The following is a 25,636-nucleotide window of genomic DNA, read 5'->3' on the forward strand; positions in this document are numbered from 1 at the left end:
GAAGCTACTCGGTGAACGGCTCCGGGCGGTGACGTCCGAACAGGGCCAGCGACGAGATCCACACGTCCGGATCGCCGTCCCAGTCCAGGGCCTTGATCTGGTCGGCGGACCGCCGCCCGCCGATCGCCCGCATCAGCTCGAACGACGTCGTCCGCACCGTCCCGGCGGGCTCGCCGTGGCCGAGCACGCGGTCGCCGTGCTCCAGCGTGATCCGCAACGCCGGCACGCCGTTCTCCCGCATCCGCTGGTCGAGCTGCTGCAACGGCCGCACCAGGGCCGCCCGCACCTCGACGCCGGCGCGGTCGCCCGGGACGCCCAGGGCCGCGCGCAGGTCGTGCTCGTGCGCGATCACCTCGGACACCAGGATCGGCCCCATCGGCGTGTCGAAGAGCGGCGCCGCCCGTTCCAGGTTCGCGTCCCACTCGGCGAAGGCGTCCTCCAGCGAGTTGTCGCGGCGGTCGCGCACCTGCCGTTCGCCCCACTCGCCCGACTCGACGCCGTCGAACCGGCGGTCTGCGAAATCACGCAGACCGCCGGCGAGGTGCGCCACCACGTCCTTGACCGACCAGCCGGGCGTCGCCGCCACGGGGGTCTGCGGATCGGCGCCGTCGACCAGCGCGGTGATCCGCTTCTTGGCCGCGTCGTAGAGAGGGGCGTTGGTCATGGTCAGACCTCGTACTCCAGGGTGTAGGTGCCGCTGCCATCCTCCGCCCAGTCCACCGTCACCGCACCTCGCGCGTTGAGGAACTTCCCGGTGCCGTCGACGATCTCGGTCGTACCCTCCACAGCGGACCGGTAGGCGCCGACGTGCCGCAGCACCAGCGTTCCCTCGTCGGTCGTGATCTCCTCCAGCGCCGTCGTCCACGCGACGTCCTCGCCGTAGTACATGAGGTACCGGCAGCTGCCGACGCCGCTGACGTCGCCCCCGTACGTGAACTCGACGTGCGCCTCGGTGAGCTTGCGTCCCTCGACGTCCTTGTAGGACCGGCCGTCCCACGTGTTCTCGTCCCAGCTCTTCACCGCGATGGTTCCTGTTGCCTTCATGCGGACCACTCTGCTGGTAATTCCTGACAGATCGTGTCAGGTTCATACCGTGAAATCCGGCAGGCTCATCCAGGTGCTGCTGCTCCTGCAGTCCAGGGGCCGCATGACGGCCGACGAGCTCGCGGCGGAGCTGGAGGTCTCGCCCCGCACGATCTACCGCGACGTCGAGTCGCTCTCCGCGGCGGGCATCCCCGTCTACTCCGACCGCGGCCCGGCCGGGGGCTACCAGCTCGTCGACGGCTACCGCACCCGGCTCACCGGGCTCACCACCGACGAGGCGCAGTCGTTGTTCCTCGCGGGCCTGCCCGGACCGGCGCAGGCGCTGGGACTGGGGGAGTTCGCGGCCGCCGCCCAGCTCAAGCTCCTCGCCGCGCTGCCCACGGAGCTGAGGTCCAAGGCCGAGCAGATCCGCCAGCGCTTCCACCTCGACACCCCGACGTGGTTCCGCGGCGACGAACCCACCGACCACCTCGCCACCATCGCCGACGCCGTGTGGGAGCAGCGCCGCGTCCGCATGACCTACCAGCGGTGGGGGAACCAGACCGTGGAACGCGAGGTCGACCCGTACGGGCTCGTGCTCAAGGCGGGTACCTGGTACTTCGTCGGCAGCGGCCGCACCTACCGCGTGTCGCGCGTGCTCGCCCTCCAGGTCACTTCGGACACGTTCGATCGCCCGAAGGACTTCGATCTGGCGTCGTTCTGGGCCGAGTGGTCCGAGCAGTTCGAGGCCCGCATGTACGGCGACCGCGTCACCGTCCGGATGACCCCCGCGGGCCTGGCCAAGACGCAGTACCTGCTCAGCGGGTACCAGGCGCGCGTCATTCGAGACGCCGATCCACGGCCGGGCGAGGAGTTCGGCTTCCCCACCGAGTCGCTCCGGCACGCCGTCGCTGACCTGCTCAAATTCGGCGCCGACGTGGAAGTGTTGGCACCGAACGAACTTCGCCGCGAACTGGTCGCGGCGATCAGGGCGATGCACGACGTCTACAACGGTGCGAAGCTACCCGCATGGTTCCGCTGATCTCGTTGAACAACGGAGTACGGATCCCTCAACTCGGCTTCGGCGTCTACCAGGTGCCGGAGGACCAGGTGGCCGGTGCGGTCACGACGGCGATCGAGGCCGGTTACCGCAGCATCGACACCGCGGCGGCGTACGGCAACGAGTCCGGAGTCGGCGACGCCATCGCCGGCGTCCCCGACCTGTTCATCACGACCAAGCTGTGGAACTCCGACCAGGGCCACGACGCGACGCTGCGCGCGTTCGACGAGAGCATGCGCCGCCTGCGTCTCGACGTCCTCGACCTCTACCTCATCCACTGGCCTGCCCCGAAACGCGACCTCTACGCCGACACGTGGCGCGCCTTGGAACGCCTCTACGCCGACGGCCGGGTGCGCGCGATCGGCGTGTCCAACTTCCACACCGCGCACCTGCAGCGGCTGTTCGACGAGTTCCCGACCACCCCGGCGGTGAACCAGATCGAGCTGCACCCGTTGCTGCAACAGGAAGAGATGCGCAAGGTCCACGTCACGCACAGGATCGTCACCGAGGCGTGGTCGCCGCTCGGCCAGGGCGCGCTGCTGCGCGAACCGGACATCGCGGGCCTCGCCGAGAAGTACGGCAAGACCGCCGCCCAGATCGTGCTGCGCTGGCACGTGCAGCTCGGCAACGTCGTGATCCCGAAGTCCGTCACCCCGTACCGGATCAAGGAGAACATCGACATCTTCGACTTCGAACTGGCTCAGGACGACATGCTGGTGATCAGCGAGCTCGACCGCGGCACCCGCACCGGCCCGGACCCCGACCGCTTCAACGCGGCCTGAGCGAGCGGCGCTCAGGCCTTGGTCGACAGGACCTGGCCGAGCGCCGCTTCCACGCCGTTCTCGTTCTCCACCACCGAAACCGAGCCGCCGGTCGTCTGCGCGATGTCGGTGAGCGCGTTCTTGTCGACGTCACCGCCGATCGCGATGAAGCTGATCGCCAGGTCCGTTCCGTGCAACGCGGACTTGAGCGCGTCGAGGTCGATCCCGCCGTCGGACTTGCCGTCGGTGATCACCACGACCCGGTTCACGCGTCCCGCCACGAACCCGTCGTGCGCGGTCTCGTAGCAGGCCGCGAGCGCGCTGTAGAGCTGCGAACCCTCGGACGTCTTCAACCCGTCGATCGCCCGCTTCAACGCGTCGCGCTTGTCGGCCACCGGACCGGTCGCGACGAGCTGCTTCTGCGGCTTCGAGCCGTCCAGGTCGCGGGAGAACTCCCACAGCCCGAACGACCCGGACACCGCCCGGTCGACCTGACCGCGCAGCGCCGCCTTCACCTTGTCCAGCCTGGGTTTCATCGACGTCGACACGTCAGCGAGCACCGTGACGACCTGCCCGCCGCGGTCCGCCGACGCCCACGCCGACGAGATCTGCTGCGTGGTCGTCGCGTCCGCGCCGACGAGGTTCTCGGTGACCTGAGCCCAGGCCACGCCGGGCGACGGTGACGGACGGTCCTGAGTGGACTCCACCCGCAACCCGCCGCGTGCCAGGATCTTCTGCTGCTCCGGCTCGAGCACGAAGTCGCGGAACGCCTGCGCCGCACGCGCTTCCGCCTCGCCGACCTCGGACCCGCCGAGCGCGACGTACGGGAAGTCCGCCACCGGCGCCGGTCCGGCCGGCAGCACGCCGACCAACGGCTTCGACGGCGCGTCCTTGCCCGTGTTGTGCTTGAACAGGTCCACTTCGGACACCGGCGTCACGGAGAAGCCCGCCGCGTTCACCGTCGCGCTGTCACCCAGGCGCCCCAACGCGTCGCGCGTCGTCGGCGGCACCTCGGGCGGCACCGCGGCCGCGAGCTTCGTCAGCGCGGACTTCGAGGCGTCCGATCCGAGCGACTCGGCCGTCACGGGGCCCTTGCCACCCGCCAGCGCCGCCTGGATCGCGAGCGCGGAGGCGGTGTTCGCCGCCGGGTCGGGCATGGCGACGCTGAACCGGCCCCAGGGCTGCCCGTACTTGGTCCAGTCGGTCACCTGGGGCATGTCCGACCAGCGGAAGTCCTTCAGCACGGGCGCGGCGGCCTCGGGGGCGGCGAGCAGCACCGGTGACGTGCCGACCGACTTCGGCGCCGCGCCCACCAGCTTCGCGTTCAACGCGGACAGCCGGTTCGCCCACAGCGTCGAGTCCGGCAGCCACGCGTGCGGGCGCTTGCCGAGCTTGTTCTCGTCCCAGGTCGTCGTCAGGCCTTCGAGCACCGCGGCGGAGTCCGCCGACGTGACCTCGATGGCGATGCAGTGGTCGTAGACGACGGGCCGGGTCGCGCTGTAGGCCTGCGCGACGTCGCGGACGGCCTCGGCGACGCTGGGCGTCACGGCCACCCGCAGCACGGAGTCGCCCTCGCTGCAGTTCTGGGCCAGCGCCTGCGAGCGCTTGTCGAGGACGTCACCGGCCCACGACAGGGCGAGCCAGCTCAGGCCGAGCAGCACCACGAGCACGACGATGAGCACGGGCCACTTGGCGATTCCGCGCTTCACCTTCGCCCGCAGAGTGCGGTGTCGAGACATCGATCCCTCACAACTACGCAGCGGCCCCCGACGACCGCCGATCACGCTAACAGGTGAACCCAGTCAGCAGAGTGAAGTCACTGCAAGTATCGACTGGCACACGAAGATGAGCCGTTCTCGCAACGGTTGTGCCCGGTCAGCGAACTGCGACTGCCTCCGCACGTACTCCGCGCGTCCCTCCGGCGTCTCGATCCGCACGGGTCCGTACCCGAGCTCGACCAGGTCGTACGGGGAGGCCTGCATGTCGAGTTCGCGCACGTCAGCGGCCAGTTCGAAGCAGTCGGCCACCAGTGACGACGGAGTTGCCGGCTCCAGCTTGTACGCCCACTTGAACAGATCCATGTTGGCGTGCAAGCAACCCGGCTGTTCGTTCGCTAACTGGTCGTCGCGTGTCGGCTGCAAAGCGTTACGCGGCCGAGCGGGTGACGTGAAGAACCGGAACGCGTCGAAGTGCCCGCACTGGATCCGGCTCGCCTCGACGACCTCGTCGGTGCCCCCGCTGCCGAGCCGGAGCGGCCACGCGTTGTGCCGCACCTCCTCGGGCTGCTGCCGGTAGACCATGGCCCACTCGTGCAGCCCGAAGCAGCCCAGCCGGGCGGGACGGCTCAGCGTCGCCGTGAGCAGTGCTTGGACGAACTCCAAGGTCTTGGCCCGCTGCCCGATGAAGCTCTCCACGTCGAGCGTGACGCCGTCGGCCGTCGCCTTGTAGTGCGGGAACTCCAGGTACTCCGCCGCGTCCTCCAGGACGACGCCAGGCCCCGGATGCCACCGTTCGAGCCGCACGGGCCGATGGCTGTAATAGGTGAAGAGGAAGTCCATCACCGGGTGCTTCTCTTTGCGAAGCTTCCGCTCCTGATGCGGCCCGGTGAACCGGCGCATGCGCGCGAGGTGCGCGTCACGCAGCTCGTGCCACTCGGCTCGGGTCAGGACTTCCACGGGCAATCACGGTACGCGGGCGGCCTCTCGGGGTGCCTTACAGGGGCGGCACGAGCCCGGTGAACGTCCGCGCGCCGTTGCAGTGCGGGCACTCCCGGCCGTTGTCCACGGTCCTGGGCGCGCCGCCGATGATCGCGAGCGTCGGCGCCGCGATGTAGCTGGCGCCCCCGCACAGGTGACACACCGTGCGCGGTTCCGGCGTGACGGCGAAGAGGTCGTCCGGGTCTTCCTCGTCCTCGAAGTCGTCGTCCTCGGCGAACTCGTCCTCGTCGTCCTCACTCATGCCGCCCAACCTAGTGGGTCACCGGCTCGGCCCGGGTCAGCGACTCCGGCGTGGCCTCCTCGCCGCACGCCGTGCACACCACACGGGGCTCCAGCGTGGTGCCGCACGAGTGCTCCCACACGAGCGGGAGGGGCCCCTCCGTCACGTACGTGTCGCCCCACTCCTTGAGCAGCAGCATCACGTTGTGCAACGCACGCCCGGACTCCGTGAGCACGTACTCGTATCGCGGCGGGTGCCCGGAGTACTGCTGCTTCTCCAGCACCCCGGCCGCGACCAGCTTCTTCAGCCGCACGGTCAGCACGTCCCGCGACGCGCCGGTGTTGGCGGCGATCTGGTCGAAGCGCGCGACGCCGAGGAAGACCTCGCGCAACGCGAGCAGGGACCAGCGCTCGCCCACGACTTCCAGAGCGTTGGCGATGGAGCAGCTCCGAGGGGTCATGTGACGAGCATAGCAGTGAGTTGGCAAATCAAACCGACCGGCGCTACCGTGAGTTGGGAAATCCAACTCAGGAGGTAGAAATGGACTTCGACGGTGCAGTGGTGCTGGTGACCGGCGCTAACCGAGGCCTCGGCAAGGCGTTCGCGCAGGAGTTCGCGAAGCGCGGCGCCAAGGTCTACGGCGGCGCCCGCAACCCGGCGTCCGTGGTGGACGAGGGCGTGATCCCGGTCCAGCTCGACGTGACCGACGACGCCTCCGTGGCGGCGGCGGCCAAGGAACTCGGCGACGTCACGATCGTGGTCAACAACGCCGGCGTGACCGGCCCCGGCGACGAGGTCGACAGCATCAAGGCGGAGTTCGAGGTGAACTTCTACGGCGTAGTCCGCACGACGGACGCCTTCGCGCCGGTCCTGAAGGCCAACGGCGGCGGCACCCTCGTCAACGTGCTGAGCGTCCTGTCGTGGGCCTCCTACCCGGCCGCGCGCGGCTACGCGGCCTCCAAGGCGGCGGCCTGGTCGTTCACGAGGTCGACCCGGGACGCGTTGCGGGAACAGGGAACCCGCGTGGTCGGCGTGCACGTCGGCTACATCGACACCGACATGGCCGCGCACGTCGACGGCCCCAAGATCGCGCCGGCCGACGTCGTCTCGCAGGTGCTGCAAGGCATCCAGAACGGCGACGAAGAGGTGCTGGCGGACGACCTCACCCGCACGGTGAAGGCCTCACTGGCCTCTTGAGACAGTCGCCTCCGCCCCGCTCTGGCGCCGGAGCTCCCACACGACGTCCACCCCGACGCGGCTGCCGACCGGCGTCTCGCGCGGCGGTGTGCGGCGGTCGATCTCGGTGAACCCGAGCCGCCGCGGCACACCGCTGCTCGCGGCGTTGGCCTCGTCGTGCCAGATCTGGACTCTGCGCACGCCCTCCAGCGCGAACGCGAACTCCACCATCTCGCGGGCCGCCGCGGTCGCCAGGCCGCGGCGGACGTGCGCCGCGTGCACCCAGTACCCGATCTCCGCGAGGTCGGATCCCTTGCGGTTCACCGCGACCAGCCCGGCGATCGCGCCGTCGACCGTGATCACGTGCGCGAACAGCCTCCCGCTCGCCCAGCCGTCCGCCGCGACCCGCAGGTATCCCTCGGCGTCCGCCGCCGTGTAGCCGTTCGCCACCCACGGGCTCCACGGCCGCAGGTGGTCGAGCGACTCCGTGACGGCCCGCAGCAGCTCCTCCGCGTCGCCGTCAGCCAGTCTCCGCAGCCTCATACTTCACCTTGTACCGCAGGTGGGTGACCGCCGTGCTCTCCACGACGGAGATCGGGCCCTCCAGCTGATAGCCCCTGCCCGGCGCGAAGAACGGCGTGCCGCCGCCCAGGATCACCGGCACCAGGTCGAGGAAGATCTCGTCCACCAGGCCCGCGTCGATGGCCTGCCGGGCGACCTCGCCGGAGTTCAGGCCCACGCCCTTCGAGCCCGCGTGCTCGGACGCCACCGCGACGGCTTCCTCGATGGTGCCGTTGACGAAGGTGAAGTGCTCGGTGTTCTCCAGCGGCCGATGGGTGAGCACGACGGTGTGCACGCCCATCGGGTGCCGGCCGCCCCAGCCCTTGGTCATGTCGTACAGCTTGCGTCCGACGACCAGGGCGCCGGTGACCTCGATCAGGCCGCTGTAGTGCGCGGCGCTGGCCGGGGTGAGGTGCACGGTCATCGCGCCCGTCGGCACCGTGAACGCCACGTCGCCCGCCTCGTACCAGGCGAACAGCCGGTCGAAGCTGGAGAAGTCCGGGCCCGAGACGTAGCCGTCGATCGAGGTGCTGGCGCCCGTGTAGACCTTGTTCATCTGCTGTGCCTCCCTGTGGTGGTCCTTCGCAGGGACGTCGAACACCCCTGAACCCGCATCGACACGGGTTCGGGAGGCACATACCGGAGTCAGCCGATGGGGTTGGGCAGGCGGGTGACCTCGTAGTCGCAGTCGAGGACGTCGCCGGTCGCCGGGTCGCGCAGTTCGACGCGCCACCGCGAGGCGAACTGGTCCACGCCGTGGTGCATCGGGATCGTGCCGGACAGCAGCACGGTGCCCGGCTCGAGCAGGCCGAGGTCGCGCAGGCGGTCCACCCAGTACTGCGGGGTCAGCAGTTCGGCGAGGGTGCCGCGCTGGATCTCGACGCCGTCGGCCCACGCGGTCAGTTCGAGGCAGTCGACGCGGTCCGCCACCTCGGACAGCCGCCACGCCTTGCGGCCCAGCACGTCCGGGCCCGCGTTCTTGCTCCACGCGACGCCGTGGACTTCCAGCGCGCGGTCCGTGTGGTCGCATGCGACCGTCAGGAGGACATCGTCGGAGGTGACCACCAACGCCCACTCGGCTTCGCCGGAGGTCTTGCCGTGTTGTGCGGGGACCGTCGAGGTCTGCTGCGCGAGGTACGGCGAGACCGGGTAGAGGCTCGGCGTCACGGACGGCGCCGGCACGCCCAGTTCGGCGAGTTCGCGCACGTGAGCGGCCACGTCCTCCTGGCTGCGGCCCGCGTACCCGCCGTTGAGCAGTGTCGTCACGGCGACCTCGGCGACGGTGCCGTCGGGGAGGTCGAAAACCAGCGTAGCGGCCTGTGTACGAACGGTAGACATGCGGTACTCCTTGCGCATACGAGTTGTATACAGGCAGTATTACGCCATGCCGCCAGACACTGCAACGACAGGAACGCCACAGCCGGGTGCGCCGGACGTACCTCGGTCCGCGCTCATCAGGGCGTTCGTGGCCTCGCTCTCCGGTACCGCCCTGGAGTGGTACGACTTCGCGATCTACAACGTCGCCGCGGCCGTCGTGCTCGGCCCGTTGTTCTTCCCCAGCGAAGAGCCGCTCACCGCCACGCTGCTCGCGTTCTCGACGTACGCGGTGGGCTACCTGTCCAGGCCGCTCGGCGGGTTCCTGTTCGGCCGGCTCGGCGACAAGATCGGCCGCAAACGCGTGCTCGTCACGACGTTGCTGATCACCGGCATCGCCACGCTGCTCATCGGCCTGTTGCCGACCCACGACGCGATCGGCCCCGCCGCCGGTGTGCTGCTCGTGGTGCTGCGGTTCGCGCAGGGCGTCGGTCTCGGCGGCGAGTGGGGCGGAGCCGTCCTGCTGTCGAGCGAGTACGGCAATCCGAAACAACGCGGCTTCTGGGCGTCAGCGGCCCAGATCGGCCCGCCCGCCGGCAACCTGATGGCGAACGGCGTGCTGGCGTTCCTCGGCGTCGCGCTGTCCGACGCGGCGTTCATGTCGTGGGGCTGGCGCGTGGCGTTCCTGCTGTCCGCGGTGCTCGTGATCTTCGGCCTGTGGATCCGCGTGAAGCTGGAGGAGACCCCGGTCTTCAAGGCGATCGAGGCGCGTGGCGACCGGCCGTCCGCGCCCATCAGCGAGGTGTTCCGCACCCAGACCCGGCCGCTGATCGCCGCCGTGCTGTGCCGCGTCGGCCCGGACGTCCTGTACGCGCTGCACACCGTCTTCGTGCTGACCTACCTCACGACCCAGCTCAAGCTGCCGCGCAACGTCGGCCTCGTCGCCGTGCTGATCGCGTCCGGCTTCCAGCTGTTCCTCATGCCGCTCGCCGGCTGGCTGTCCGACCGCGTCAACCGCCGCGGCCTGTACGCCGTCGCCGCCGTGCTCGGCGCGGTGTGGCCGTTCGTGCTCTTCCCGCTCATCGACACCAAGTCGTGGCCGCTCATCGTCATCGGCGTCGTGATCGGGCTCGCCTTCCACGCCTTCATGTACGGCCCGCAGGCCGCGTTCATCGCCGAGCAGTTCACCGAACGCCTGCGCTACACCGGCAGCTCACTCGCCTACACGCTCGCCGGCGTGATCGGCGGCGCCATCGCACCGTTGCTCTTCACCGCGCTGTTGGCGGGCTTCGGCACGTGGGTCGTCGTCGGCCTGTACGTCACGGTCGCCTGCGTGGTCACGCTCGTCGGACTCTGGCTCGGCCGCGACCCGCAAGAAGAAGATCAGCCGTTGAGCAGCACCTTCAGCGTCGTGTCCAAGTGAGCGGTGATCGCCGCCGTGGCCGCGCCGACGTCCCCGGACTCGAGCGCGGCCACGATCTCGTCGTGCTCGTGGATCACCGCCTGCTGCCTGTTGTGCGCCCGGTACAACGCGACGACACCCGCGCGCACCTGCCGGGCGCGCAGCCCCTCGTACGTCTTCGTCAGCAGTTCGTTGCCCGTCGCCGCCACCAGCAGCGCGTGGAACTGCCGGTCGACGTCGATGAACTGCCGCGCGTCCTCGACCAGGAACCGCTGCCGCTCGATCAGCTCCTGCATCTGCCGCAGCGGAACCGTGTCCTCGGCCATCGTGCGCTCCGCCGCGTACCGCTCGATGACGCCGCGCAGCTCCATCAGCTCGCCGATCTGCCGCGACGACAACGGCGCGACGTACGCGCCCTTCTTCGGCACGAGCTGCACGAGGTCCTCGGCGGCGAGCAGCAGCAGGGCCTCGCGGATCGGCGTGCGGGAGACGCCGATCTGGTTGGCGACGTCCTGCTCGCTGATGAACCGCCCCTGCATCTCGGGGTCGGCGAGGATGGTGTCCTTGAGGAACTCGTAAGCCTTTTCCCTGCCAGACAACGCGTCTGCACCCTGCATACAACATGTATACCAGAGGAGGATCATGCGCTTCGCGCTCTGCCAGATCAGCTCCACCGCTGATCCGCAGGAGAACCTTGCCACCGTGCGCACCCAGGTGGCCAGTGCCGCACACCAAGGCGCACGGGTCGTCCACTTCCCGGAAGCCACCCAGTGCCGCTTCGGCGTGGACCTCAAGCCGGTGGCCGAACCCCTCGACGGCCCGTGGGCGACCGAGATCCGGACCATCGCCGACGAGCACGACGTCGTCGTGGTGGCCGGGATGTTCACCCCGGGCGAGGGCACGAGGGTCACCAACACCACCCTCGTCACCGGCGCCGGACTGCACCTCGGCTACGACAAGATCCACCTGTTCGACGCGTTCGGCTTCCGCGAGTCGGACGGCGTCACCCCCGGCGAGAAGCCCGTGACGTTCGAGGTCGACGGCACCACGATCGGCCTCGCCACCTGCTACGACGTGCGGTTCCCCGAGCTCTTCCGCACCCTCGCCGCCACCGCGCCGGTGATCCTGGTCGGCGCCTCCTGGGGAGCGGGCCCCGGCAAGGCGGACCAATGGGACCTCCTCGTCCAGGCCCGCGCCCTGGACGCCACGTCGTGGGTCCTCGCCTGCGGCCAGGCCGACCCGGACGCCGACTACGGCTCAGCCCCGACGGGCATCGGCCGCAGCGCCGTGGTCGACCCGATCGGCACCGTCCGCGAGCGCCTCGACGGCAAGCCGGGCACGATCCTGTCCGATGTGGACCCCGCACTCACCGAGGACGTCCGCCAGAAGCTGCCCGTCCTCGCCAACCGGAGGCTGTAGATGCGCGAGGAACACGAGTTCTTCCCGACCGGCGACCTCCCCTGGCACCCGGCCACCGAGGGCGTCACCGAACGGGTCCTGAGCCGCGACCCGGACACCACGACCCTCACCAGGATCGCCCGCTGGGCACCGGGCCTGGAGACCGAGGGCGTGATCCGGCACGACTTCCACGAGGAGGTCTACCTGCTCGAAGGCGACCTCACCGACCTGACGCTGAACAGGACGTTCCGGGCCGGCGACTTCGCGAGCCGCCGCCCCGGCATGCCCCACGGCCCCTACCGGACGGAGAACGGCTGCGTGATGCTGGAGATCCGGACCGCTAGCTGAGCGCGTTCCGGTAGACGTGCCACGCGATCACCAGGTCCTGCATCGGCAACCCGGCCGGGCTGTACACCGTGACCTCCTCGGCCGAGGTCCGGCCGGGGTGCTCACCGCGCAGCACCGCGCCGATCGTCGTGCCGGCGGCGACGTGCGCGAGTGCGGGGTCGTCGACCACGACCAGGGCGGAGGCCAGCAGGTCCGCACCGAGTTCGGCCTTGCCGGGCTCGTCGGCGCCGAGGCTCGTGACGTGCGTCCCGGGCGGAACCTCGTGCAGCACGGGCACCCGCGACCACGTCGCCATCAGCACGATCTCGCCCTCGGGGCCGGCGGGCACGCCCAGCCCCGCGGCCCACGCCAGGAAGTCCCGCTCCGCCACGGGATCGACGTCCCGCACGCACACAGACTCGACCGGCCGCAACGCCGTCAAGGCCTCCAGCTGAGCACGGCCCTGCACCCCGGCCCCGATCACCGTCACGGTCCGGGCCTCCGGCCGTGCCAGCAGATGTGCCCCCAACGCTCCGCCCAGCCCGGTCCGCACCGCGGTGAGCCGAGGGCTGTCGATGATCGCCAGCAGGTCACCGGACAGGTCGTGCAGGCAGATCACGCCGGTGATGGCGGGGGACCGCGCGGGGTTCTTGGCGTGCACCTTCACCGTGTACGCGGGAATCCCCGGCGACAGCCCCGGCATCAGCACCATCGCCGTGACGTCCGGCGTCACCGCCGCGCGCACCCGCTGACCGGGCTCCGCACCCGCCCGCAACGCCTCGGTCAGCTCCGCTGCGAGCCGGGGCAGGTCGATCCGCAGATCGCCCGCCCCGAGCAGCAGCATCAGACCCAGCGCACGTGGGTGCCGTCCCGGACGGTGCCCACGTACTCCTCCACCAGGTCCTCCAACGCCACGACGCCGAACACCGCGCCGTCCGCCGACACCGCGCGCGCGAGGTGCGACTGAGCCCGGCGCAACGCCGCCAGAGCCTCGTCCAGGCGGGCGTCCACCGGCACCTCCGGCAGGCCGCGCACCCGGTCGCGCGGCACCGACGTCTCCGCGCCCTCCAGGTCCAGCACGTCCTTGACGTGCAGGTATCCGATCAGGCCCGCCTCGGCCAGCACCGGGAACCGGGAGAACCCGGTCGCCGCCACCGCCGCCTCGATCTCGCCCACGGTCGGCGTCGACGACACCGTCGTCAGCCGGTCCAGCGGCACCAGCACGTCGGCCACCGTGCGCTCGGCCGACGACAACGTCTGCGCGAGCCGCCGGTGCTCCGAGTCCTCCAGCAGGCCCTCCGACCGGGACTGCCCGATCAGCAACGCGAGCTCGTCCGGCGTGTAGGCCGACTCCAGCTCGTCCACGGGCTCCACGCCGAACCGCCGCAGCACCCACCGGCCCACGGCGGTGAACATCGCCAGCACCGGCGCGATCATCCGCGAGAACCCGTAGTGCACCGGGACCAGCCACACCGCGGCCCGCTCGGGACCGGCGATGGCCAGGTTCTTCGGCACCATCTCGCCCAGGATCGTGTGCAGCGCGACAACGATGACCAACGCCACCGCGAACGCCACACCGTGCACCACGGCCAACGGCAGACCGACGGCGCCGAGGGGCCCCTCCAGCACCGAAGCCAGCGCGGGTTCGGCGATCGCACCCAGGCCCAGCGAGCACAACGTGATGCCCAGCTGCGCGCCCGCGATGAGCAACGGCAGCTGCTGCGACGCCTTGATCGCCGTGCGGGCCCGGGCGGAACCCTTGTCCGCCAACGCTTCGAGGCGGTCCCGGCGCGCGGTGATCACCGCGAACTCGGCACCGACGAAGAACGCGTTGCCCGCCAGCAGCAGGGCGATGACGAGGAAGTTCACGACGACACCACCCGCAGCTCGGCCACCCGGTGCTTGTCCATCCGCATCACGGTGACCCTCCACCCGTCGACGCGGATCTCGTCACCGACGTCCGGAATCCGGCCGAGCCGCGCCAGCACCAGGCCGGCCAGCGTCTCGTAGTCGCCCTCGGGCATCTGGAACCCGGTCGCGTCGGCCACCTCGTCGTCGCGCAGCAGTCCCGACACGATCCAGCTGTCGGAACCCAGCGACCGCACGGGCGCCGCCTCACCGCGGTCGTGCTCGTCGCGCACGTCGCCGACGATCTCCTCGACCACGTCCTCCAGCGTCACCAGCCCGGCCGTGCCGCCGTACTCGTCCACGACCAGCGCGGACTGCAGCCCGGACGCCCGCAGGCGGTCCAGCAGCGCGTCACCCTCGAGCGTCTCCGGCACCGAGTACACGGGCCGGGTCAGCGCCGACAGGGGAGTGGATCCCCGCAGCGCCGCCGGAACCGCGAACGCCTGCTTGACGTGCACGATCCCGCTCACCTCGTCCAGCGACCCGTTGTGCACGGGGAACCGCGAGAACCCGGTGTCGCGGGCCTTGCGCACGAGATCCGCCACGGTCGCGTCGGCCCGCAGCGCCTCGACCCGCACGCGGGGCGTCATCAGCTCGCCCGCCGTGCGGTCGCCGAAGCGCAGCGACCGGTCGAGCAGCACCGCGGTGCTCTCGTCCAGCGTGCCGTGCTCGGCCGACGTGCGGACCAGCGCGCCCAGCTCCTCGGGCGACCGCGCGGACGCCAGCTCCTCGACCGGCTCGACGCCGAAGCGCCGCACCAGCCAGTTCGCCGAGTTGTTCATCGCGGTGATCAGCCAGCGGAACACCGTCGAGAACGCCGCCTGGAACCCGACCACGCCGCGCGCGGTCTCCAGGGGCTTCGCGATCGCGAGGTTCTTGGGCACCAGCTCGCCGAACACCATCGACAACGCCGTGGCGATGGCCAGTGCCAACGCCAGCGACAACCAGTCGGCCACCGGCTCGGACACACCGAGCCCGGAGAGCCCGGGCTCGATCAGGTTCGCGATCGCGGGCTCCGCGATGTAACCGGTGATCAGCGTGGTCAGGGTGATGGCGAGCTGGGCGCCGGAGAGCTGGAACGACAGCGTGCGGTGCGCGCGGTCGATGGTGCGCGCCTTCGCGTCACCGACCTCGGCGACGTGCCGCTCGACCGTGCTGCGTTCCAGCGCGGTCAGCGAGAACTCCGCCGCCACCGCGATGAAGGTGCCCGCTGTCAGCGCCACGACGGCGAGCAGCCCGAGCACGCTCAGAAGAATTCCGGTCACCTAAGCGCTCCAGCGGAACGGGCGACCGGGCGTATATGCCAGTCAGGGCCAGACCCCATGGGGACGGCTCAACTCCTCATGACTTAAAGAACGTGATTAGCCAGACGAGTCTAATTGTGGGCAGTTGAAGCCCGAAGCACCACCTCACCCGCCACTCGGACGGTGCGGGCCTCGTCACCTCCGCCGTCGAGCACGAGACCAGCGGCGATCTCGCCCATCTCCTCCAGCGGAAGGCGCACAGTGGACAAAGCGGGCACGGTGTCGCGCAAGGTCGGGATGTCGTCGAACCCGGCGATCGACATGTCGTCCGGAATCCGCACGCCCCGTTCGCGCAGCGCCGCCATCGCGCCCATGGCCATGACGTCGGTCACGGCGAACACGCAGGTGGCGCGCGACTTGGAGCTCAACAGCTCCATCGCGGCCTCGTAGCCGCCGTCGCGGGTGAAGGCGCCGTTGATCACCACGGGTGGGGCGATACCGGCGTCGTTCAGGCCAGCCTTGAACCCGGCCAGCCGGTCACGGGCCACCACGAGCTCCGAAGGACCACCCAATACGGCGAACTTCTTGTGACCCAGCTCGGCGAGCGCACGGGCCAGCGCCCGGCCGCCCGCCCGGTTGCCGGGCACGACCGTGTCGGTGCCGAGCTTCGCCTGCGAGACGCACGCGACCCGGCCGCCCTGCTCGGTGAACGCGTCGATCTCCGCCGCGAGCCGCGACTGCGCCGCGCGGTCCGTGGTCCGGGATCCCGCCAGCACCACCGCCCGCGCCCGATGCGCACGCAGAGTGGAGAGCAGCTCCGCCTCACGCTCCGGACGACGCCCCGTCGTGCCGAGGACGACGACGAGCCCGGCCTCCTCGGCCACCCGCGTCACCCCCGCCGCGATGCAGGAGAAGTACGGGTCGGTGATGTCGTGCACCACCAGCCCCACCAGGGAACTGGAGTTGCGGGCCAGCGCCTGCGCCGAGGCGTTCGGCACGTACCCGAGCTCCTCCGCGGTGCGCAGCACGCGGTCGCTCAGGTCCTCGCTCACCTGTCGCGTGCTGCCATTGAGCACGCGGGAAGCCGTCGCCAACGACACACCCGCCTGCTTCGCCACCTCGGCGAGCGTCACCTGTCGGGCGGACACGACCACCTCCGTCAACGTGCATGTGAGCGCTGAGACTAGCTCGCGAGGAGGTTGACGTCCGTGAAGCGCCGCGATTAGCGTGGCGGGAAAGCGCTTTCCAGCGCTGCTACCAGGGAGGTGCGATGGCGGTCAGGACCATTGGCGTGGCGGTCAACGGCGTCACGGGGCGGATGGGATACCGCCAGCATCTGGTCCGCTCGCTGCTGCCGTTGCGCGACGAGGGCGTGCGGCTGCAGGACGGGACCCTGCTCAAGGTGGAACCGGTCCTGGTGGGCCGCAACGCCGACAAGCTCAAGGAGATCGCCGAGCGGCACGACCTCGCGCGCTGGACGACCGACCTCGACTCGGCGCTCGCCGACCCGTCCGTCGAGATCTACTTCGACTCGCAGGTCACGTCGAAGCACGTCGAGTCGATCACGAAGGCGCTGGAGGCGGGCAAGCACGTCTACACCGAGAAGCCGGTCTCGGAAACGGTCGAGCAGGCGGTGGCGCTCGCGCGTCTCGCCGACGAGCGGGACCTGCGGCACGGCGTGGTGGCGGACAAGCTGTACCTGCCGGGCATCCGCAAGCTCAAGCGGCTGATCGACGGCGGCTTCTTCGGCCGGATCCTCAGCGTGCGCGGCGAGTTCGGCTACTGGGTCTTCGAGGGCGACTGGCAGCCCGCGCAACGCCCGAGCTGGAACTACCGGGCCGAGGACGGCGGCGGGATCGTCTCGGACATGTTCTGCCACTGGAGCTACCTGCTGCACGACCTGTTCGGGCGGGTCGAGGCGGTGACCGCGAAGGCCGTCACGCACATCCCGACCCGGTGGGACGAGCAGAACAACGCCTACGACGCCACCGCGGACGACTCGGCGTACGGCATCTTCGAGATCGAGAACGGCGTCATCGCGCAGATCAACTCGTCCTGGTGCGTGCGGGTGCGCCGCGATGAGCTCGTCGAGTTCCAAGTGGACGGCACCGAGGGCAGCGCGGTCGCCGGACTGCGGGAGTGCTTCGTGCAGCCCCGCGCCGTGACGCCGAAACCGGTCTGGAACCCGGATCTCCCGGTCACGCACCCGTTCCGCGACCAGTGGCAGCAGGTGCCGGACAACGAGGACTTCGACAACGGCTTCAAGGTGCAGTGGGCGGAGTTCCTGCGGCACGTCTACGAGGGCGCGGCCTTCCCGCACAACTTCCTCGCGGGCGCACGGGGTGTCGCGCTGGCCGCCGCCGGCCTCCAGTCCTCTTCGGAGGGTCGCCGGGTGGAGATCGCCGATGTCTAGTCAGAACGAACGGATCGTGTTCGCCGCGGCACACGTCGTGGCCAAGGACGAGACCACGGTGGACTGGGACGCGACCCTCGCGTTCCGGCACCACCTCTGGTCGCACGGACTGGGCGTCGCCGAGGCCATGGACACGGCGCAACGCGGCATGGGCCTCGACTGGCCGACCGCCGCCGAGCTGATCCGCCGCAGCGCCGCCGAGAAGGCCGGGCGGATCTGCGCGGGCGTCGCCACCGACCACCTGACCGGCGAGCCGAGCCTCGACGACGTGCTGAACGCCTACCTGGAGCAGCTCGACGTCGTCCAGGAGGCGGGAGCCCAGCCCGTCCTGATGTGCTCGCGCCAGCTCGCCGCCGCCGCGCGGGGTCCCGAGGACTACGAGAAGGTCTACGGCACGTTGCTCGACCGCGTCAGCGAACCGGTGGTCCTGCACTGGCTCGGCACGGCGTTCGACCCTCAGCTGGAGGGCTACTGGGGTGCCGCCGACGTCCCCCAGGCCACCCGGAACTTCCTGGAGATCATCCACGCGCGCCCGGACAAGGTCGACGGCGTGAAGGTCTCGTTGCTCGACGCGGACCACGAGATCGGCCTGCGCCGCGCGTTGCCGGAAGGCGTTCTCTGCTACACCGGCGACGACTTCAACTACCCGCAGCTGATCGCGGGCGACGAGCACGGCCACAGCCACGCGTTGCTCGGCATCTTCGACCCGATCGCCCCGGTGGCCGCGAAAGCGCTTGCCAAGCTGGCCGAAGGGGACACCGACGAGTTCCACCGCATCATGGCGCCGACGGTTCCGTTGTCCCGCCATCTGTTCAGCACGCCGACCTACTACTACAAGACCGGCGTTGTGTTCCTGGCGTGGCTTGCCGGTCACCAGGAACGCTTTCAGCTCCTCGGAGGCCTGGAAAGCGCCCGCACGATCGAGCATCTCGCCGAGGCGAAACGACTCGCCGAGATCGCCGGCGTGATCGACCCGGACTTCGCGGAACGGCGGTGGACCGCATGGCTCGCCTCTCGCTGAACCAGGCCACGATCAAACGCGCGACCGTCGCGGAGGCCGTCGACGGGTGCGCGCGGCACGGGATCGAGTCGATCGGACTGTGGCGCGAACCCGTGGCGCACCAGGGCCTCGAACGCAGCGCCAAGATCGTCCGCGACGCGGGCTTGCGCGTGTCGTCGTTGTGCCGCGGCGGTTTCCTGACGGCCGTGGACAACCGGGAGGCGCTCGACGACAACCGCCGCGCCATCGACGAGGCGGCGGCGCTCGGCACCGACACGCTGGTCATGGTGGTCGGGGGAGTGGCGGCCGACAAGGATCTCGTCGGCGCACGTCAACGGGTCGCCGACGGCATCGCGGAGCTCGCGCCGTACGCAGCTCAGGCAGGTGTGATCCTGGCGCTGGAACCCATGCACCCGGTGTTCTGCGCGGACCGCGGCGTGCTGTCGACGCTGGCCCAGGCACTCGACATCGCCGAACGGCACGAGTCCGTCGGCGTCGTCGTGGACGCGTTGCACGTGTGGTGGGACCCCGCCGTGGACGAGCAGATCGCGCGTGCGGGCGGGCTCATCGCGTCGTACCAGGTGTGCGACTGGCTCACGCCGGTGCCGGAGGACGTGTTGCTGGGGCGTGGTTATCCCGGTGACGGGGACATCGACCTGGACCGCCTGACGCGCGTCGTCGCGGCGACGGGATATGCGCGGGACGTCGAGGTCGAGATCTTCAACGCGGCCATCTGGGCGGCGGACTTCGACGAGGTGATCGGCCAGGTGTCACGCAGGTACCACGACGTTGTGGAACCGGCGCTTTGACCACGAACGCGCGGGAAGCCGGTCGTCGACGGCGGCGACGACCGACCCCGGCGTGGTGCCTGTATAGCCGAAAACCAGGGCCATCAGGTCCAAGTTTCAGATAAATCTCAGGAATCAGCCGCCGTTGAAGAACCTGTAAACCTTTGCACGGTGCCTGGGCTTCGTGGTCGTGATCTTGATGACCGCGTCGAACATGGACCGGCCGAGCTCCGCGCGGGCCGCGACGGCCGGGTGCGTGGTGCTGAAGTCCTCGTCGTTGATCGCCTTGTCACCGGAGAACACCCCGGACGCGAACATCGAGTAGACCAGGATCGCCCGGTCGTCCGCGCTGAACATGATCCCGGCCTCGTTGCGGCCGTCCTCGAACCAGCCGGCCTTCGTCGCGACGCGCAGCCGCTCGTTGGTCGTGAGGTTGAGCCGCACGCCGTCCGTGAAGCTCGCGGTGGCGCGCAGGATGTTCAGCAGGTACGCGGTGGACGCCGCGGACAGCAGCTGGCCGTCGACCAGCTTCTGCAGCAACGTGTGCGTCTCGCGTGCCGTCGTGGTGCCGAGGAAGAAGCGGTTCGGGTTCGCGACCGGAACGACCTGCGTGTGCACGAATCCCTTGCCGCGCAGGATCTCGTTGAGCTCGAGCGCCGGGACGACGAGGCCGCACAGGCGCACGGCGGTGTTGTCCGAGACGGTCAGCAGGTTCGCGAGCGCGTGGCCGACCGTCACCTCGCTCGGGTACGCGCCGTCGAGCGCGAAGATCCCGTCGGTGTCCTGGATGACGATCGCGGACGACACCGTGACCGTCTGGTCGAGCCTGATCAGCCCGCGGTCCACCTTGTCCAGCACGGCCACGGCGACCGCGATCTTGTTGACGCTGTAGGCCTCGACCACCACGTCGGCGTTCTCGTCGACGGCGGGCTTCGTGGTGCCGTCCAGGTCGGCGACCGTGATGAGCGACGACCAGGTCCCTCTCGCCTTGCGGGCCTGTCGCTTGTAGACCTGGGCCACGCGCTTGCGCGACCGGTCGGCCGTCGCCGGGGAGCGTTCGATCTCTACCTCCGCGTCTTCCTGCGCTTGTGCTGCACCGTTGGAGCCGAGCACGGCCGTCGCGGCCGCGACGGTTCCCAGCCCGAACACGGACCTGCGGTTCAAAGTCATGGCGCAATCAAAACAGGCGGCACTGACGTTTCCCTGACTAGGGTTGCCGATCATGGAACACGTCTTCGTGGTGACCGGCGCCTCCCGCGGCATCGGGGCGGCTACCGCCGTTCTCGCAGCTCAGGCGGGGTATCGCGTGGTCAGGGCCTCACGCAGCGCCGAAGAATCTGTCGGAGATCGCGGCTGGGACGCGCGATGCGACGTCTCTTCGTGGGATTCCGTGCAGGATCTGATGTCCCGAGTGGAAGCACGATGGGGCAGGATCGACGTCGTGTTCGCGAACGCCGGAGTCTCGGTGGACACGTCGTTCGTCTCTTCGGCGGGTGCCAAGCCTTCCGAATGGACGGACATGGTCGTCACCAACGTCTGCGGCCCCGCCTTCACCGCCCGCGCCGCGATGCCCGCGCTGATGCGGTCCGGCGGTCACCTCGTCATGACGGGCTCCGCCGCGGGCAGGGGAGTCCGCCCCGGCAACCTCTACTCGGCGACCAAGTGGGCCATCACCGGCCTGGCGCAAGCGATCCGCGCCGAAGCCGTCGGCACCGGCGTCCGCGTGACCGTGATCCAGCCGGGCCTCGTGGACACCGAGGGCATCCCGGCGTCCCGCGCGAACGATCCGAAGCTGGCGCCGGAAGACGTGGGCAGGGCCGTTCTCTACGCCGTGTCCCAACCGTCCACTGTGGACGTAAATGAGATCCTGCTGAGGCCGACCGGCCAGGCGGCACACCGCTAGGGGGACAACCTTGATCGTGCTCTTCGCCGTGGGTGGCGGCGGCGACCCGGAACGCCACCGCCCGCTCCTCGACCACTTCACCGCGCGCGGCCACCAGGTCATCGCGCCGTCCTTCCCCCGCCTGCACCCGCAAGCGGCGACCTGGGACGACTACCTGGCCCGGCCGCTGGGTCTGGTGGAGGCTCTGCGCGACGTGCCTCCGGACGCCGAGGTGGCCGTGATCGGCCACTCCATCGGCGCCTGGTCCGCCCTGTGCCTCGCGGGCGCGACGCCGTGGAGCAAGGAACGCAAGCCGCTCGACGTGCCGCGGGACCCGCGAGTCCGCCGCCTGGTGCTCTACACCCCGCCGGCAGGCTGGTTCGCGGCTCCCGGCGCGCTGGACGCGGTTGCGGCCTCGATGCTCGTGTACGTGGGCGAGCTCGACACGTTCGTCCCGGCGTCGGAGGTGGAGATCCTGCGTGCCGCCCCGGCCGAGGTGGACCTGCGGGTGGTTCCGCACGCCGGGCACTTCGGCTTCGTGCACGTGCCGCCGCCGGGGATGGAGGACGACCCGGCGTTCGACCGCGCCGCGTTCCTGCCGCGGTTGGTCGACGAGACCTACGCGTTCGTCACGGGGAGCTGAGCGACACCCGGCGGCTGCAACGCTTTCAGCGACAGCCGGGCCTCCTGCTGGTAGGCGTCGTGTTCCTGGAACTCGCCGGTGACGCGTTGCCCGACCTGCAGCACCTCGGCCACGGAGCCGATGTGGTGCCAGGTCACGTCGATGACCCTGACGAACCCGACACCGGGGTAGGCGGGATGCGGCGGACCCTCGTCGAGCGCCACGAACACCCCGAACCGCTCGATCGCCGCGACCGTCCCGGACAGCAGCTGTCCGGGACACAGGCCGGACAGGAAGGCATGCAGCTCCGGGTACTCCTCCGCCAGTTCGCGCTCGCGGTCGCGCGGAGTCCGCCGGGAGCCGGTCACGCGCGGCTGCCCAGGAACTCCAGCAGCAGGCGGTTCACCTCGTCCGGGCGTTCCAGGTAGCCGACGTGCCCGGCGTCCGCGACCTCGGCGTACCGCGCGCCCGGGATCACGTCCGCCACCTCGCGGGAGAGCCGCGGCGGGAGCACCAGGTCGTCCGCGAAGCCGATCACCAGCGACGGCACGGTGATCGCGCGGTAGGCGTCGAGGCGGGTGTCGTACTCGGCCAGCGCCAGCTGGACGCGTTCGCCCGCGCCCACCGACGACCCCGCGAACTCGTACATCTGCAGCCAGTCGCGCGCCACCATCGGGTCGGTCAGCGTTGCCTGCGACAGGTTCCGCACCACCGACGCCACCGCGTAGAACGACAGCGGGATCTCGACGCCCTTGTCGTGCAGGTCGCACAACGCCTGCGACCAGGCCTGCTGTACCGGATCGGGACGCCCGGCGGTCGCCATCAGCACCGCGGACCGCACCAGGTCCGGCCGGGCGAGAGCCAGTTCCTGGGTGATGCGCGCGCCCAGCGACGTGCCGATCACGTGCGCCGGGCCGCCCAGGTGCTCGATCACCGCGGCGGTGTCGGCCACCATGTCGTCGAGGGTGAAGCCGTCACCGCACTCCGACGACGGCCTGATCCCGCGGTTGTCGAAGTACGCCACCCGGTAACCGGCCTTGACCAGCGCGGGCACCTGGTACGTGCGCCAGACGCGGCCGGGACTGCCGGTGCCCATCACGAGCACGACGAGGTCGCCGGAACCCTCGGTCTGGACGTTCAGCTCGATGCCGTTGAGCGGGACAAGCGCCATTCCGAAGATCCTAGATAGCTAGAACCTGCACAGGGGGCGAATCACCGCGGCGTGTGAGGGATAACGCTCGCACAGGTCGTCCGCGTGCCCGAACTCCACGATGTCGTCGGTGTACGGCGGCACCACCACCGTGCCGGCCAACGTCCAGTCGCCCGCCGGAGTGCTGCCCTGCCACACCCCCGCCGGCACCACGACCTGCGGGTTCGACGCGCTGAGCACCGGTTCGGTCACCGAGCCGTCCGGGTGCAGCAGCAACATCCGCAACGGCGACCCGGCGTGGAAGTGGTAGATCTCCAGGTGCTTCAGCACGTGCATGCCGGAGAAGTCGGGGCTGCGCAACAGGTACGCGATCGCCGACACCTCGTCGGACCGGTGCGTCTGCGCCCAGTACCCGCCCTCGACCGGCAGCTCCTGCATGTTCAACGAGGTGATCAACTGCTCTGGGGTCACGTCATCTCCGGTAGCGGTGAACCGTGCACGACGACCATGCCCTTGCCGAGCCGCTTCGCCGTGTACATCGCGGCGTCCGCGGCCCCCAGCACGTCGTCGGCGGTGATCTTGGGATCGTACGAGAACCGTTGCGCCACACCGATGCTGGCGTGCACCCGGTGCACCCGCCCGCGCACCTCGTGCGGATGTCCGAGCGACGTGAGGAGGCGCGCGCCGATCTCGTCGGCGTCGCCGCCGTCGACCAGCACGCCGAACTCGTCACCGCCGAGCCGCGCCACGGTGTCTTCCGGCCTGACGCTGTTCTCCAGCCGTGCGGCGACATTGCGCAGGACGACGTCGCCCTCCGCGTGTCCGTTGTTGTCGTTGACGGCCTTGAAGCCGTCCACGTCGATGAACAGCAGGATCAACGGCTTGGCACGGTCACGCACCGAAAGCGCGCGCTCCAGCCGTTCGCGGAACAGCGAGCGGTTCGCGACACCGGTCAACGGGTCGTGCGTCGCCTCGTGCCGCAGTTGCTCACGTGAGACGCGCAGCTGATCCATCAGCCGTACGTTGTCCATCATCGTGAGCAACTGACGAACGATCACGAGACACACGACCATCAAACCGACGTAGATCTCGACCGGGTTCAGCCGCCCGCCAGTCGCCGTGTTCCAGATGACGAACAAACCGGTGATGGCGAGTGGCAGGTACGGCACGAGCAGATGCAGCAAATCGGCCGTGCGCATGCGTCCGGGCGTGGGGTCGAGATTGCGCGCCGGCGCCAACGCGCTCAGCAGGAAGAACGCCGGGCACAACATGAACCCGATGTCCGCCGTCGCCGGAATCGCCGTGTTGCCCTTGGAGATGTAGAACGCGAAAACCCAGCCCGACGACGACTGCGCGATACCCGCCAGTGCGACGAAAAGCATCGGCCACTGACGCACGGCCTGATGCGTCCACGACATCACCACGATCGACACGAGCAACACGAGATACGCGGCGGGATGCGCGACCACCGTGGCGAAACCGGGCCCCGAGGTGGCCCACGCGCGGGTCAGCGACTCCAGTGCCGACACCCACGTCAGCACGAACAGCGACCCGATCACGATCAGCCCGTCCAGCACGAGCACCGTGCGGCTGCGGTAGTTCGGCAGCAGGTCGTCGGCCCGGCGTTGCTGCGCCTTCGCGATCAGCGCGGCCAGGCACAGCACCGGCACCATCGTGAACCCGAGCGGCGCGATCGTGGACGACGGCAGTTGCACGCCCATGATCTGCTGGCCCCAGATCCACGCCGACAACCCGACGGTGAGGCTGGCCAGCGCCGCCGTCATCCAGCGGTTTCGCCTGCGTGCGTAGACGATCAGCGCCGCCACGGCGAACACGAGCTGCACGACCTTGTCGATTGCGATACCGATATCGCGAGGGGCGGCCAGGGCGGTGAGGATGGCGATCACCATGACGGTGCCGACGCACCCGGCGATGATCCAGAACCGCTTCACCCGTGCACTCCCGTGATCGAAACCCGACCACCGTAGTAACGGCGGCGTGGACTTGTCGAACCGTGTCGGTCGCCGGTGCCTATGGGTGCACCGGATATGGTTCGAACTGTTGTTCGTTCGGCGATGCGGGGAGCTGGTTGTGCGGGTGTTCGGGGTCGACCCCGGTCTGACCAGGTGCGGCTTCGGCGTGGTGGACGGCGGCCCAGGCCGGGTCGTGCGCGCCGTGGCCGTCGACGTCCTGCGCACGCCCGTAGACGCTCCTCTGTCCGTGCGTCTGCACGAGCTGTACGACGGCCTCTGCGTGTGGCTGGACCGTTACGAACCTCAGGTCGTCGCCATCGAACGGGTCTTCGCGCAGCACAACGTCCGCACCGCCATGGGCGTCGCCCAGGCGTCGGGCGTGGTGGCGCTGGCCGCGGCCCAGCGCGGCCTGCCGGTCGAGTTCCACACGCCGTCCGAGGTGAAGGCCGCCGTCACCGGCTCGGGCCGCGCGGACAAGGCGCAGGTGACGGCAATGGTGACCAAGCTCCTCGGGCTCAAGACCGCCCCGAAGCCGGCCGACGCCGCGGACGCCCTGGCGATCGCGATCTGCCACCACTGGCGCGCGCCGATGCGCAGCCGCCTGGAGGAAGCGCAGGCCAGGGCCGCCGAACTCGCCCGCGTGCACAAGGCGAAGCTCGCCGAAGCCGCCAAGCGCGCCCACTAACGTTCAGCTCGT

At 69.9% G+C, this 25,636-nt stretch carries 31 protein-coding genes; 12 read left to right on the forward strand and 19 right to left on the reverse strand.

Annotated elements, in window-relative coordinates; translation table 11 throughout:
- Window positions 1-4: 4 nt before the first annotated feature.
- Together ACFWNN_RS15380 and ACFWNN_RS15385 are read right to left on the reverse strand one after the other, a co-directional pair.
- Complete coding sequence (locus tag ACFWNN_RS15380) at window positions 5-664, reverse strand: maleylpyruvate isomerase family mycothiol-dependent enzyme (RefSeq protein WP_382440530.1); 660 nt, start codon at window positions 662-664, stop codon at window positions 5-7.
- Window positions 665-666: 2 nt separating this feature from the next.
- Window positions 667-1,044 (reverse strand): DUF3224 domain-containing protein, encoded by a 378-nt coding sequence (locus ACFWNN_RS15385; RefSeq protein WP_382440531.1) that lies wholly within the window; start codon window positions 1,042-1,044, stop codon window positions 667-669.
- A gap of 49 nt (window positions 1,045-1,093) precedes the next feature.
- On the opposite strand from ACFWNN_RS15385, the gene ACFWNN_RS15390 reads away from it, so the two are divergent.
- Both ACFWNN_RS15390 and ACFWNN_RS15395 read left to right on the forward strand, forming a co-directional pair.
- Entirely contained in the window at window positions 1,094-2,065 is a 972-nt protein-coding gene (locus tag ACFWNN_RS15390) for a helix-turn-helix transcriptional regulator (RefSeq protein ID WP_382440532.1), read from the forward strand.
- The gene (locus tag ACFWNN_RS15395; RefSeq protein WP_382440533.1) at window positions 2,053-2,865 is read left to right on the forward strand and encodes an aldo/keto reductase; all 813 of its coding nucleotides are present in this window, start codon (window positions 2,053-2,055) and stop codon (window positions 2,863-2,865) included. Before ACFWNN_RS15390 ends, ACFWNN_RS15395 begins: the two co-directional genes overlap by 13 nt.
- Before the next feature lie 11 nt (window positions 2,866-2,876).
- Here the strand turns inward: ACFWNN_RS15395 and ACFWNN_RS15400 are convergent, their stop codons facing one another.
- The 4 genes from ACFWNN_RS15400 to ACFWNN_RS15415 form a co-directional block, all read right to left on the reverse strand.
- Window positions 2,877-4,583, reverse strand: coding sequence for a substrate-binding domain-containing protein (locus ACFWNN_RS15400; protein WP_382440534.1), 1,707 nt, complete (start codon window positions 4,581-4,583; stop codon window positions 2,877-2,879).
- Between the two features lie 63 nt (window positions 4,584-4,646).
- Window positions 4,647-5,462 carry a 3-methyladenine DNA glycosylase gene (locus tag ACFWNN_RS15405; RefSeq protein ID WP_382440705.1) on the reverse strand — a complete coding sequence of 272 codons (816 nt, stop codon included), beginning with the start codon at window positions 5,460-5,462 and terminating at the stop codon, window positions 4,647-4,649.
- A gap of 94 nt (window positions 5,463-5,556) precedes the next feature.
- A complete protein-coding gene (locus ACFWNN_RS15410; protein ID WP_084401880.1) occupies window positions 5,557-5,802 on the reverse strand; it encodes a hypothetical protein in 246 nt (81 codons plus the stop codon).
- Between the two features lie 10 nt (window positions 5,803-5,812).
- Window positions 5,813-6,241 carry a winged helix-turn-helix transcriptional regulator gene (locus ACFWNN_RS15415; RefSeq protein ID WP_382440535.1) on the reverse strand — a complete coding sequence of 143 codons (429 nt, stop codon included), beginning with the start codon at window positions 6,239-6,241 and terminating at the stop codon, window positions 5,813-5,815.
- A gap of 80 nt (window positions 6,242-6,321) precedes the next feature.
- Here ACFWNN_RS15415 and ACFWNN_RS15420 point away from each other — a divergent pair, with 80 nt between their 5' ends.
- Window positions 6,322-6,978: an SDR family oxidoreductase gene (locus ACFWNN_RS15420; RefSeq protein ID WP_382440536.1), complete on the forward strand. Its 657-nt coding sequence runs from the start codon at window positions 6,322-6,324 to the stop codon at window positions 6,976-6,978.
- Here ACFWNN_RS15420 and ACFWNN_RS15425 read toward each other — a convergent pair.
- From ACFWNN_RS15425 to ACFWNN_RS15435, 3 genes are all read right to left on the reverse strand, one after another.
- Window positions 6,964-7,500: a GNAT family N-acetyltransferase gene (locus ACFWNN_RS15425; protein ID WP_382440537.1), complete on the reverse strand. Its 537-nt coding sequence runs from the start codon at window positions 7,498-7,500 to the stop codon at window positions 6,964-6,966. The two genes, ACFWNN_RS15420 and ACFWNN_RS15425, sit on opposite strands and share 15 nt — an antisense overlap.
- Window positions 7,478-8,074: a dihydrofolate reductase family protein gene (locus ACFWNN_RS15430; protein ID WP_382440538.1), complete on the reverse strand. Its 597-nt coding sequence runs from the start codon at window positions 8,072-8,074 to the stop codon at window positions 7,478-7,480. Before ACFWNN_RS15430 ends, ACFWNN_RS15425 begins: the two co-directional genes overlap by 23 nt.
- Before the next feature lie 89 nt (window positions 8,075-8,163).
- Window positions 8,164-8,856 (reverse strand): DUF2848 domain-containing protein, encoded by a 693-nt coding sequence (locus ACFWNN_RS15435; protein WP_382440539.1) that lies wholly within the window; start codon window positions 8,854-8,856, stop codon window positions 8,164-8,166.
- Window positions 8,857-8,902: 46 nt separating this feature from the next.
- Between ACFWNN_RS15435 and ACFWNN_RS15440 the strand changes: the two genes are divergently transcribed.
- Complete coding sequence (locus ACFWNN_RS15440; RefSeq protein WP_382440540.1) at window positions 8,903-10,255, forward strand: MFS transporter; 1,353 nt, start codon at window positions 8,903-8,905, stop codon at window positions 10,253-10,255.
- Here ACFWNN_RS15440 and ACFWNN_RS15445 read toward each other — a convergent pair.
- Complete coding sequence (locus ACFWNN_RS15445; RefSeq protein ID WP_382440541.1) at window positions 10,216-10,833, reverse strand: GntR family transcriptional regulator; 618 nt, start codon at window positions 10,831-10,833, stop codon at window positions 10,216-10,218. The genes ACFWNN_RS15440 and ACFWNN_RS15445 overlap by 40 nt on opposite strands.
- Window positions 10,834-10,876: 43 nt before the next feature.
- On the opposite strand from ACFWNN_RS15445, the gene ACFWNN_RS15450 reads away from it, so the two are divergent.
- Both ACFWNN_RS15450 and ACFWNN_RS15455 read left to right on the forward strand, forming a co-directional pair.
- Entirely contained in the window at window positions 10,877-11,653 is a 777-nt protein-coding gene (locus ACFWNN_RS15450) for a carbon-nitrogen hydrolase family protein (RefSeq protein WP_382440542.1), read from the forward strand.
- Window positions 11,654-11,980, forward strand: coding sequence for a cupin domain-containing protein (locus tag ACFWNN_RS15455; RefSeq protein WP_382440543.1), 327 nt, complete (start codon window positions 11,654-11,656; stop codon window positions 11,978-11,980).
- Here ACFWNN_RS15455 and ACFWNN_RS15460 read toward each other — a convergent pair.
- The 4 genes from ACFWNN_RS15460 to ACFWNN_RS15475 all read right to left on the reverse strand — a co-directional run bounded on the left by ACFWNN_RS15460 (window position 11,973) and on the right by ACFWNN_RS15475 (window position 16,259).
- Window positions 11,973-12,803 (reverse strand): ornithine cyclodeaminase family protein, encoded by an 831-nt coding sequence (locus ACFWNN_RS15460; protein ID WP_382440544.1) that lies wholly within the window; start codon window positions 12,801-12,803, stop codon window positions 11,973-11,975. The genes ACFWNN_RS15455 and ACFWNN_RS15460 overlap by 8 nt on opposite strands.
- On the reverse strand, window positions 12,803-13,828 hold the full coding sequence (locus tag ACFWNN_RS15465) for a hemolysin family protein (RefSeq protein ID WP_382440545.1): 1,026 nt from the start codon (window positions 13,826-13,828) through the stop codon (window positions 12,803-12,805). The genes ACFWNN_RS15460 and ACFWNN_RS15465 overlap by 1 nt, the downstream gene beginning before the upstream one ends.
- Window positions 13,825-15,132: a hemolysin family protein gene (locus tag ACFWNN_RS15470; RefSeq protein ID WP_382440546.1), complete on the reverse strand. Its 1,308-nt coding sequence runs from the start codon at window positions 15,130-15,132 to the stop codon at window positions 13,825-13,827. The genes ACFWNN_RS15465 and ACFWNN_RS15470 overlap by 4 nt, the downstream gene beginning before the upstream one ends.
- A 110-nt stretch (window positions 15,133-15,242) precedes the next feature.
- Window positions 15,243-16,259, reverse strand: coding sequence for a LacI family DNA-binding transcriptional regulator (locus ACFWNN_RS15475; RefSeq protein ID WP_382440547.1), 1,017 nt, complete (start codon window positions 16,257-16,259; stop codon window positions 15,243-15,245).
- A gap of 122 nt (window positions 16,260-16,381) precedes the next feature.
- Here ACFWNN_RS15475 and ACFWNN_RS15480 point away from each other — a divergent pair, with 122 nt between their 5' ends.
- Genes ACFWNN_RS15480 through ACFWNN_RS15490 form a run of 3 tightly spaced genes read left to right on the forward strand, consistent with a single transcriptional unit; the run spans window position 16,382 to window position 19,333 of the window.
- Window positions 16,382-17,524, forward strand: a complete 1,143-nt coding sequence (locus ACFWNN_RS15480) for a Gfo/Idh/MocA family protein (RefSeq protein ID WP_382440548.1) — start codon at window positions 16,382-16,384, stop codon at window positions 17,522-17,524.
- Window positions 17,517-18,545 carry a dihydrodipicolinate synthase family protein gene (locus tag ACFWNN_RS15485; RefSeq protein ID WP_382440549.1) on the forward strand — a complete coding sequence of 343 codons (1,029 nt, stop codon included), beginning with the start codon at window positions 17,517-17,519 and terminating at the stop codon, window positions 18,543-18,545. Before ACFWNN_RS15480 ends, ACFWNN_RS15485 begins: the two co-directional genes overlap by 8 nt.
- Window positions 18,527-19,333, forward strand: coding sequence for a sugar phosphate isomerase/epimerase family protein (locus ACFWNN_RS15490; protein WP_382440550.1), 807 nt, complete (start codon window positions 18,527-18,529; stop codon window positions 19,331-19,333). Before ACFWNN_RS15485 ends, ACFWNN_RS15490 begins: the two co-directional genes overlap by 19 nt.
- A gap of 114 nt (window positions 19,334-19,447) precedes the next feature.
- On the opposite strand, the gene ACFWNN_RS15495 is transcribed toward ACFWNN_RS15490, so the two are convergent.
- On the reverse strand, window positions 19,448-20,482 hold the full coding sequence (locus ACFWNN_RS15495) for a serine hydrolase (protein WP_382440551.1): 1,035 nt from the start codon (window positions 20,480-20,482) through the stop codon (window positions 19,448-19,450).
- A gap of 52 nt (window positions 20,483-20,534) precedes the next feature.
- Between ACFWNN_RS15495 and ACFWNN_RS15500 the strand changes: the two genes are divergently transcribed.
- A complete protein-coding gene (locus ACFWNN_RS15500) occupies window positions 20,535-21,215 on the forward strand; it encodes an SDR family oxidoreductase (RefSeq protein WP_382440552.1) in 681 nt (226 codons plus the stop codon).
- A 16-nt stretch (window positions 21,216-21,231) separates the two neighbouring features.
- Window positions 21,232-21,837 (forward strand): alpha/beta fold hydrolase, encoded by a 606-nt coding sequence (locus tag ACFWNN_RS15505; RefSeq protein WP_382440706.1) that lies wholly within the window; start codon window positions 21,232-21,234, stop codon window positions 21,835-21,837.
- Here ACFWNN_RS15505 and ACFWNN_RS15510 read toward each other — a convergent pair.
- Genes ACFWNN_RS15510 through ACFWNN_RS15525 form a run of 4 tightly spaced genes read right to left on the reverse strand, consistent with a single transcriptional unit; the run spans window position 21,813 to window position 24,918 of the window.
- Window positions 21,813-22,184, reverse strand: a complete 372-nt coding sequence (locus tag ACFWNN_RS15510; protein WP_382440553.1) for a S1 RNA-binding domain-containing protein — start codon at window positions 22,182-22,184, stop codon at window positions 21,813-21,815. The genes ACFWNN_RS15505 and ACFWNN_RS15510 overlap by 25 nt on opposite strands.
- Window positions 22,181-22,987, reverse strand: coding sequence for an alpha/beta fold hydrolase (locus ACFWNN_RS15515; RefSeq protein ID WP_382440554.1), 807 nt, complete (start codon window positions 22,985-22,987; stop codon window positions 22,181-22,183). The genes ACFWNN_RS15510 and ACFWNN_RS15515 overlap by 4 nt, the downstream gene beginning before the upstream one ends.
- 18 nt (window positions 22,988-23,005) lie before the next feature.
- Entirely contained in the window at window positions 23,006-23,437 is a 432-nt protein-coding gene (locus ACFWNN_RS15520) for a cupin domain-containing protein (RefSeq protein WP_382440555.1), read from the reverse strand.
- Window positions 23,434-24,918 carry a diguanylate cyclase domain-containing protein gene (locus ACFWNN_RS15525; RefSeq protein ID WP_382440556.1) on the reverse strand — a complete coding sequence of 495 codons (1,485 nt, stop codon included), beginning with the start codon at window positions 24,916-24,918 and terminating at the stop codon, window positions 23,434-23,436. Before ACFWNN_RS15525 ends, ACFWNN_RS15520 begins: the two co-directional genes overlap by 4 nt.
- 139 nt (window positions 24,919-25,057) lie before the next feature.
- On the opposite strand from ACFWNN_RS15525, the gene ruvC reads away from it, so the two are divergent.
- The gene (gene ruvC, locus ACFWNN_RS15530; RefSeq protein WP_382440557.1) at window positions 25,058-25,624 is read left to right on the forward strand and encodes a crossover junction endodeoxyribonuclease RuvC; all 567 of its coding nucleotides are present in this window, start codon (window positions 25,058-25,060) and stop codon (window positions 25,622-25,624) included.
- Window positions 25,625-25,636: the final 12 nt, after the last annotated feature.

Origin of the sequence: Lentzea sp. NPDC058450 (assembly GCF_042721395.1) — a bacterium.
Classification (GTDB): Bacteria; Actinomycetota; Actinomycetes; order Mycobacteriales; family Pseudonocardiaceae; genus Lentzea.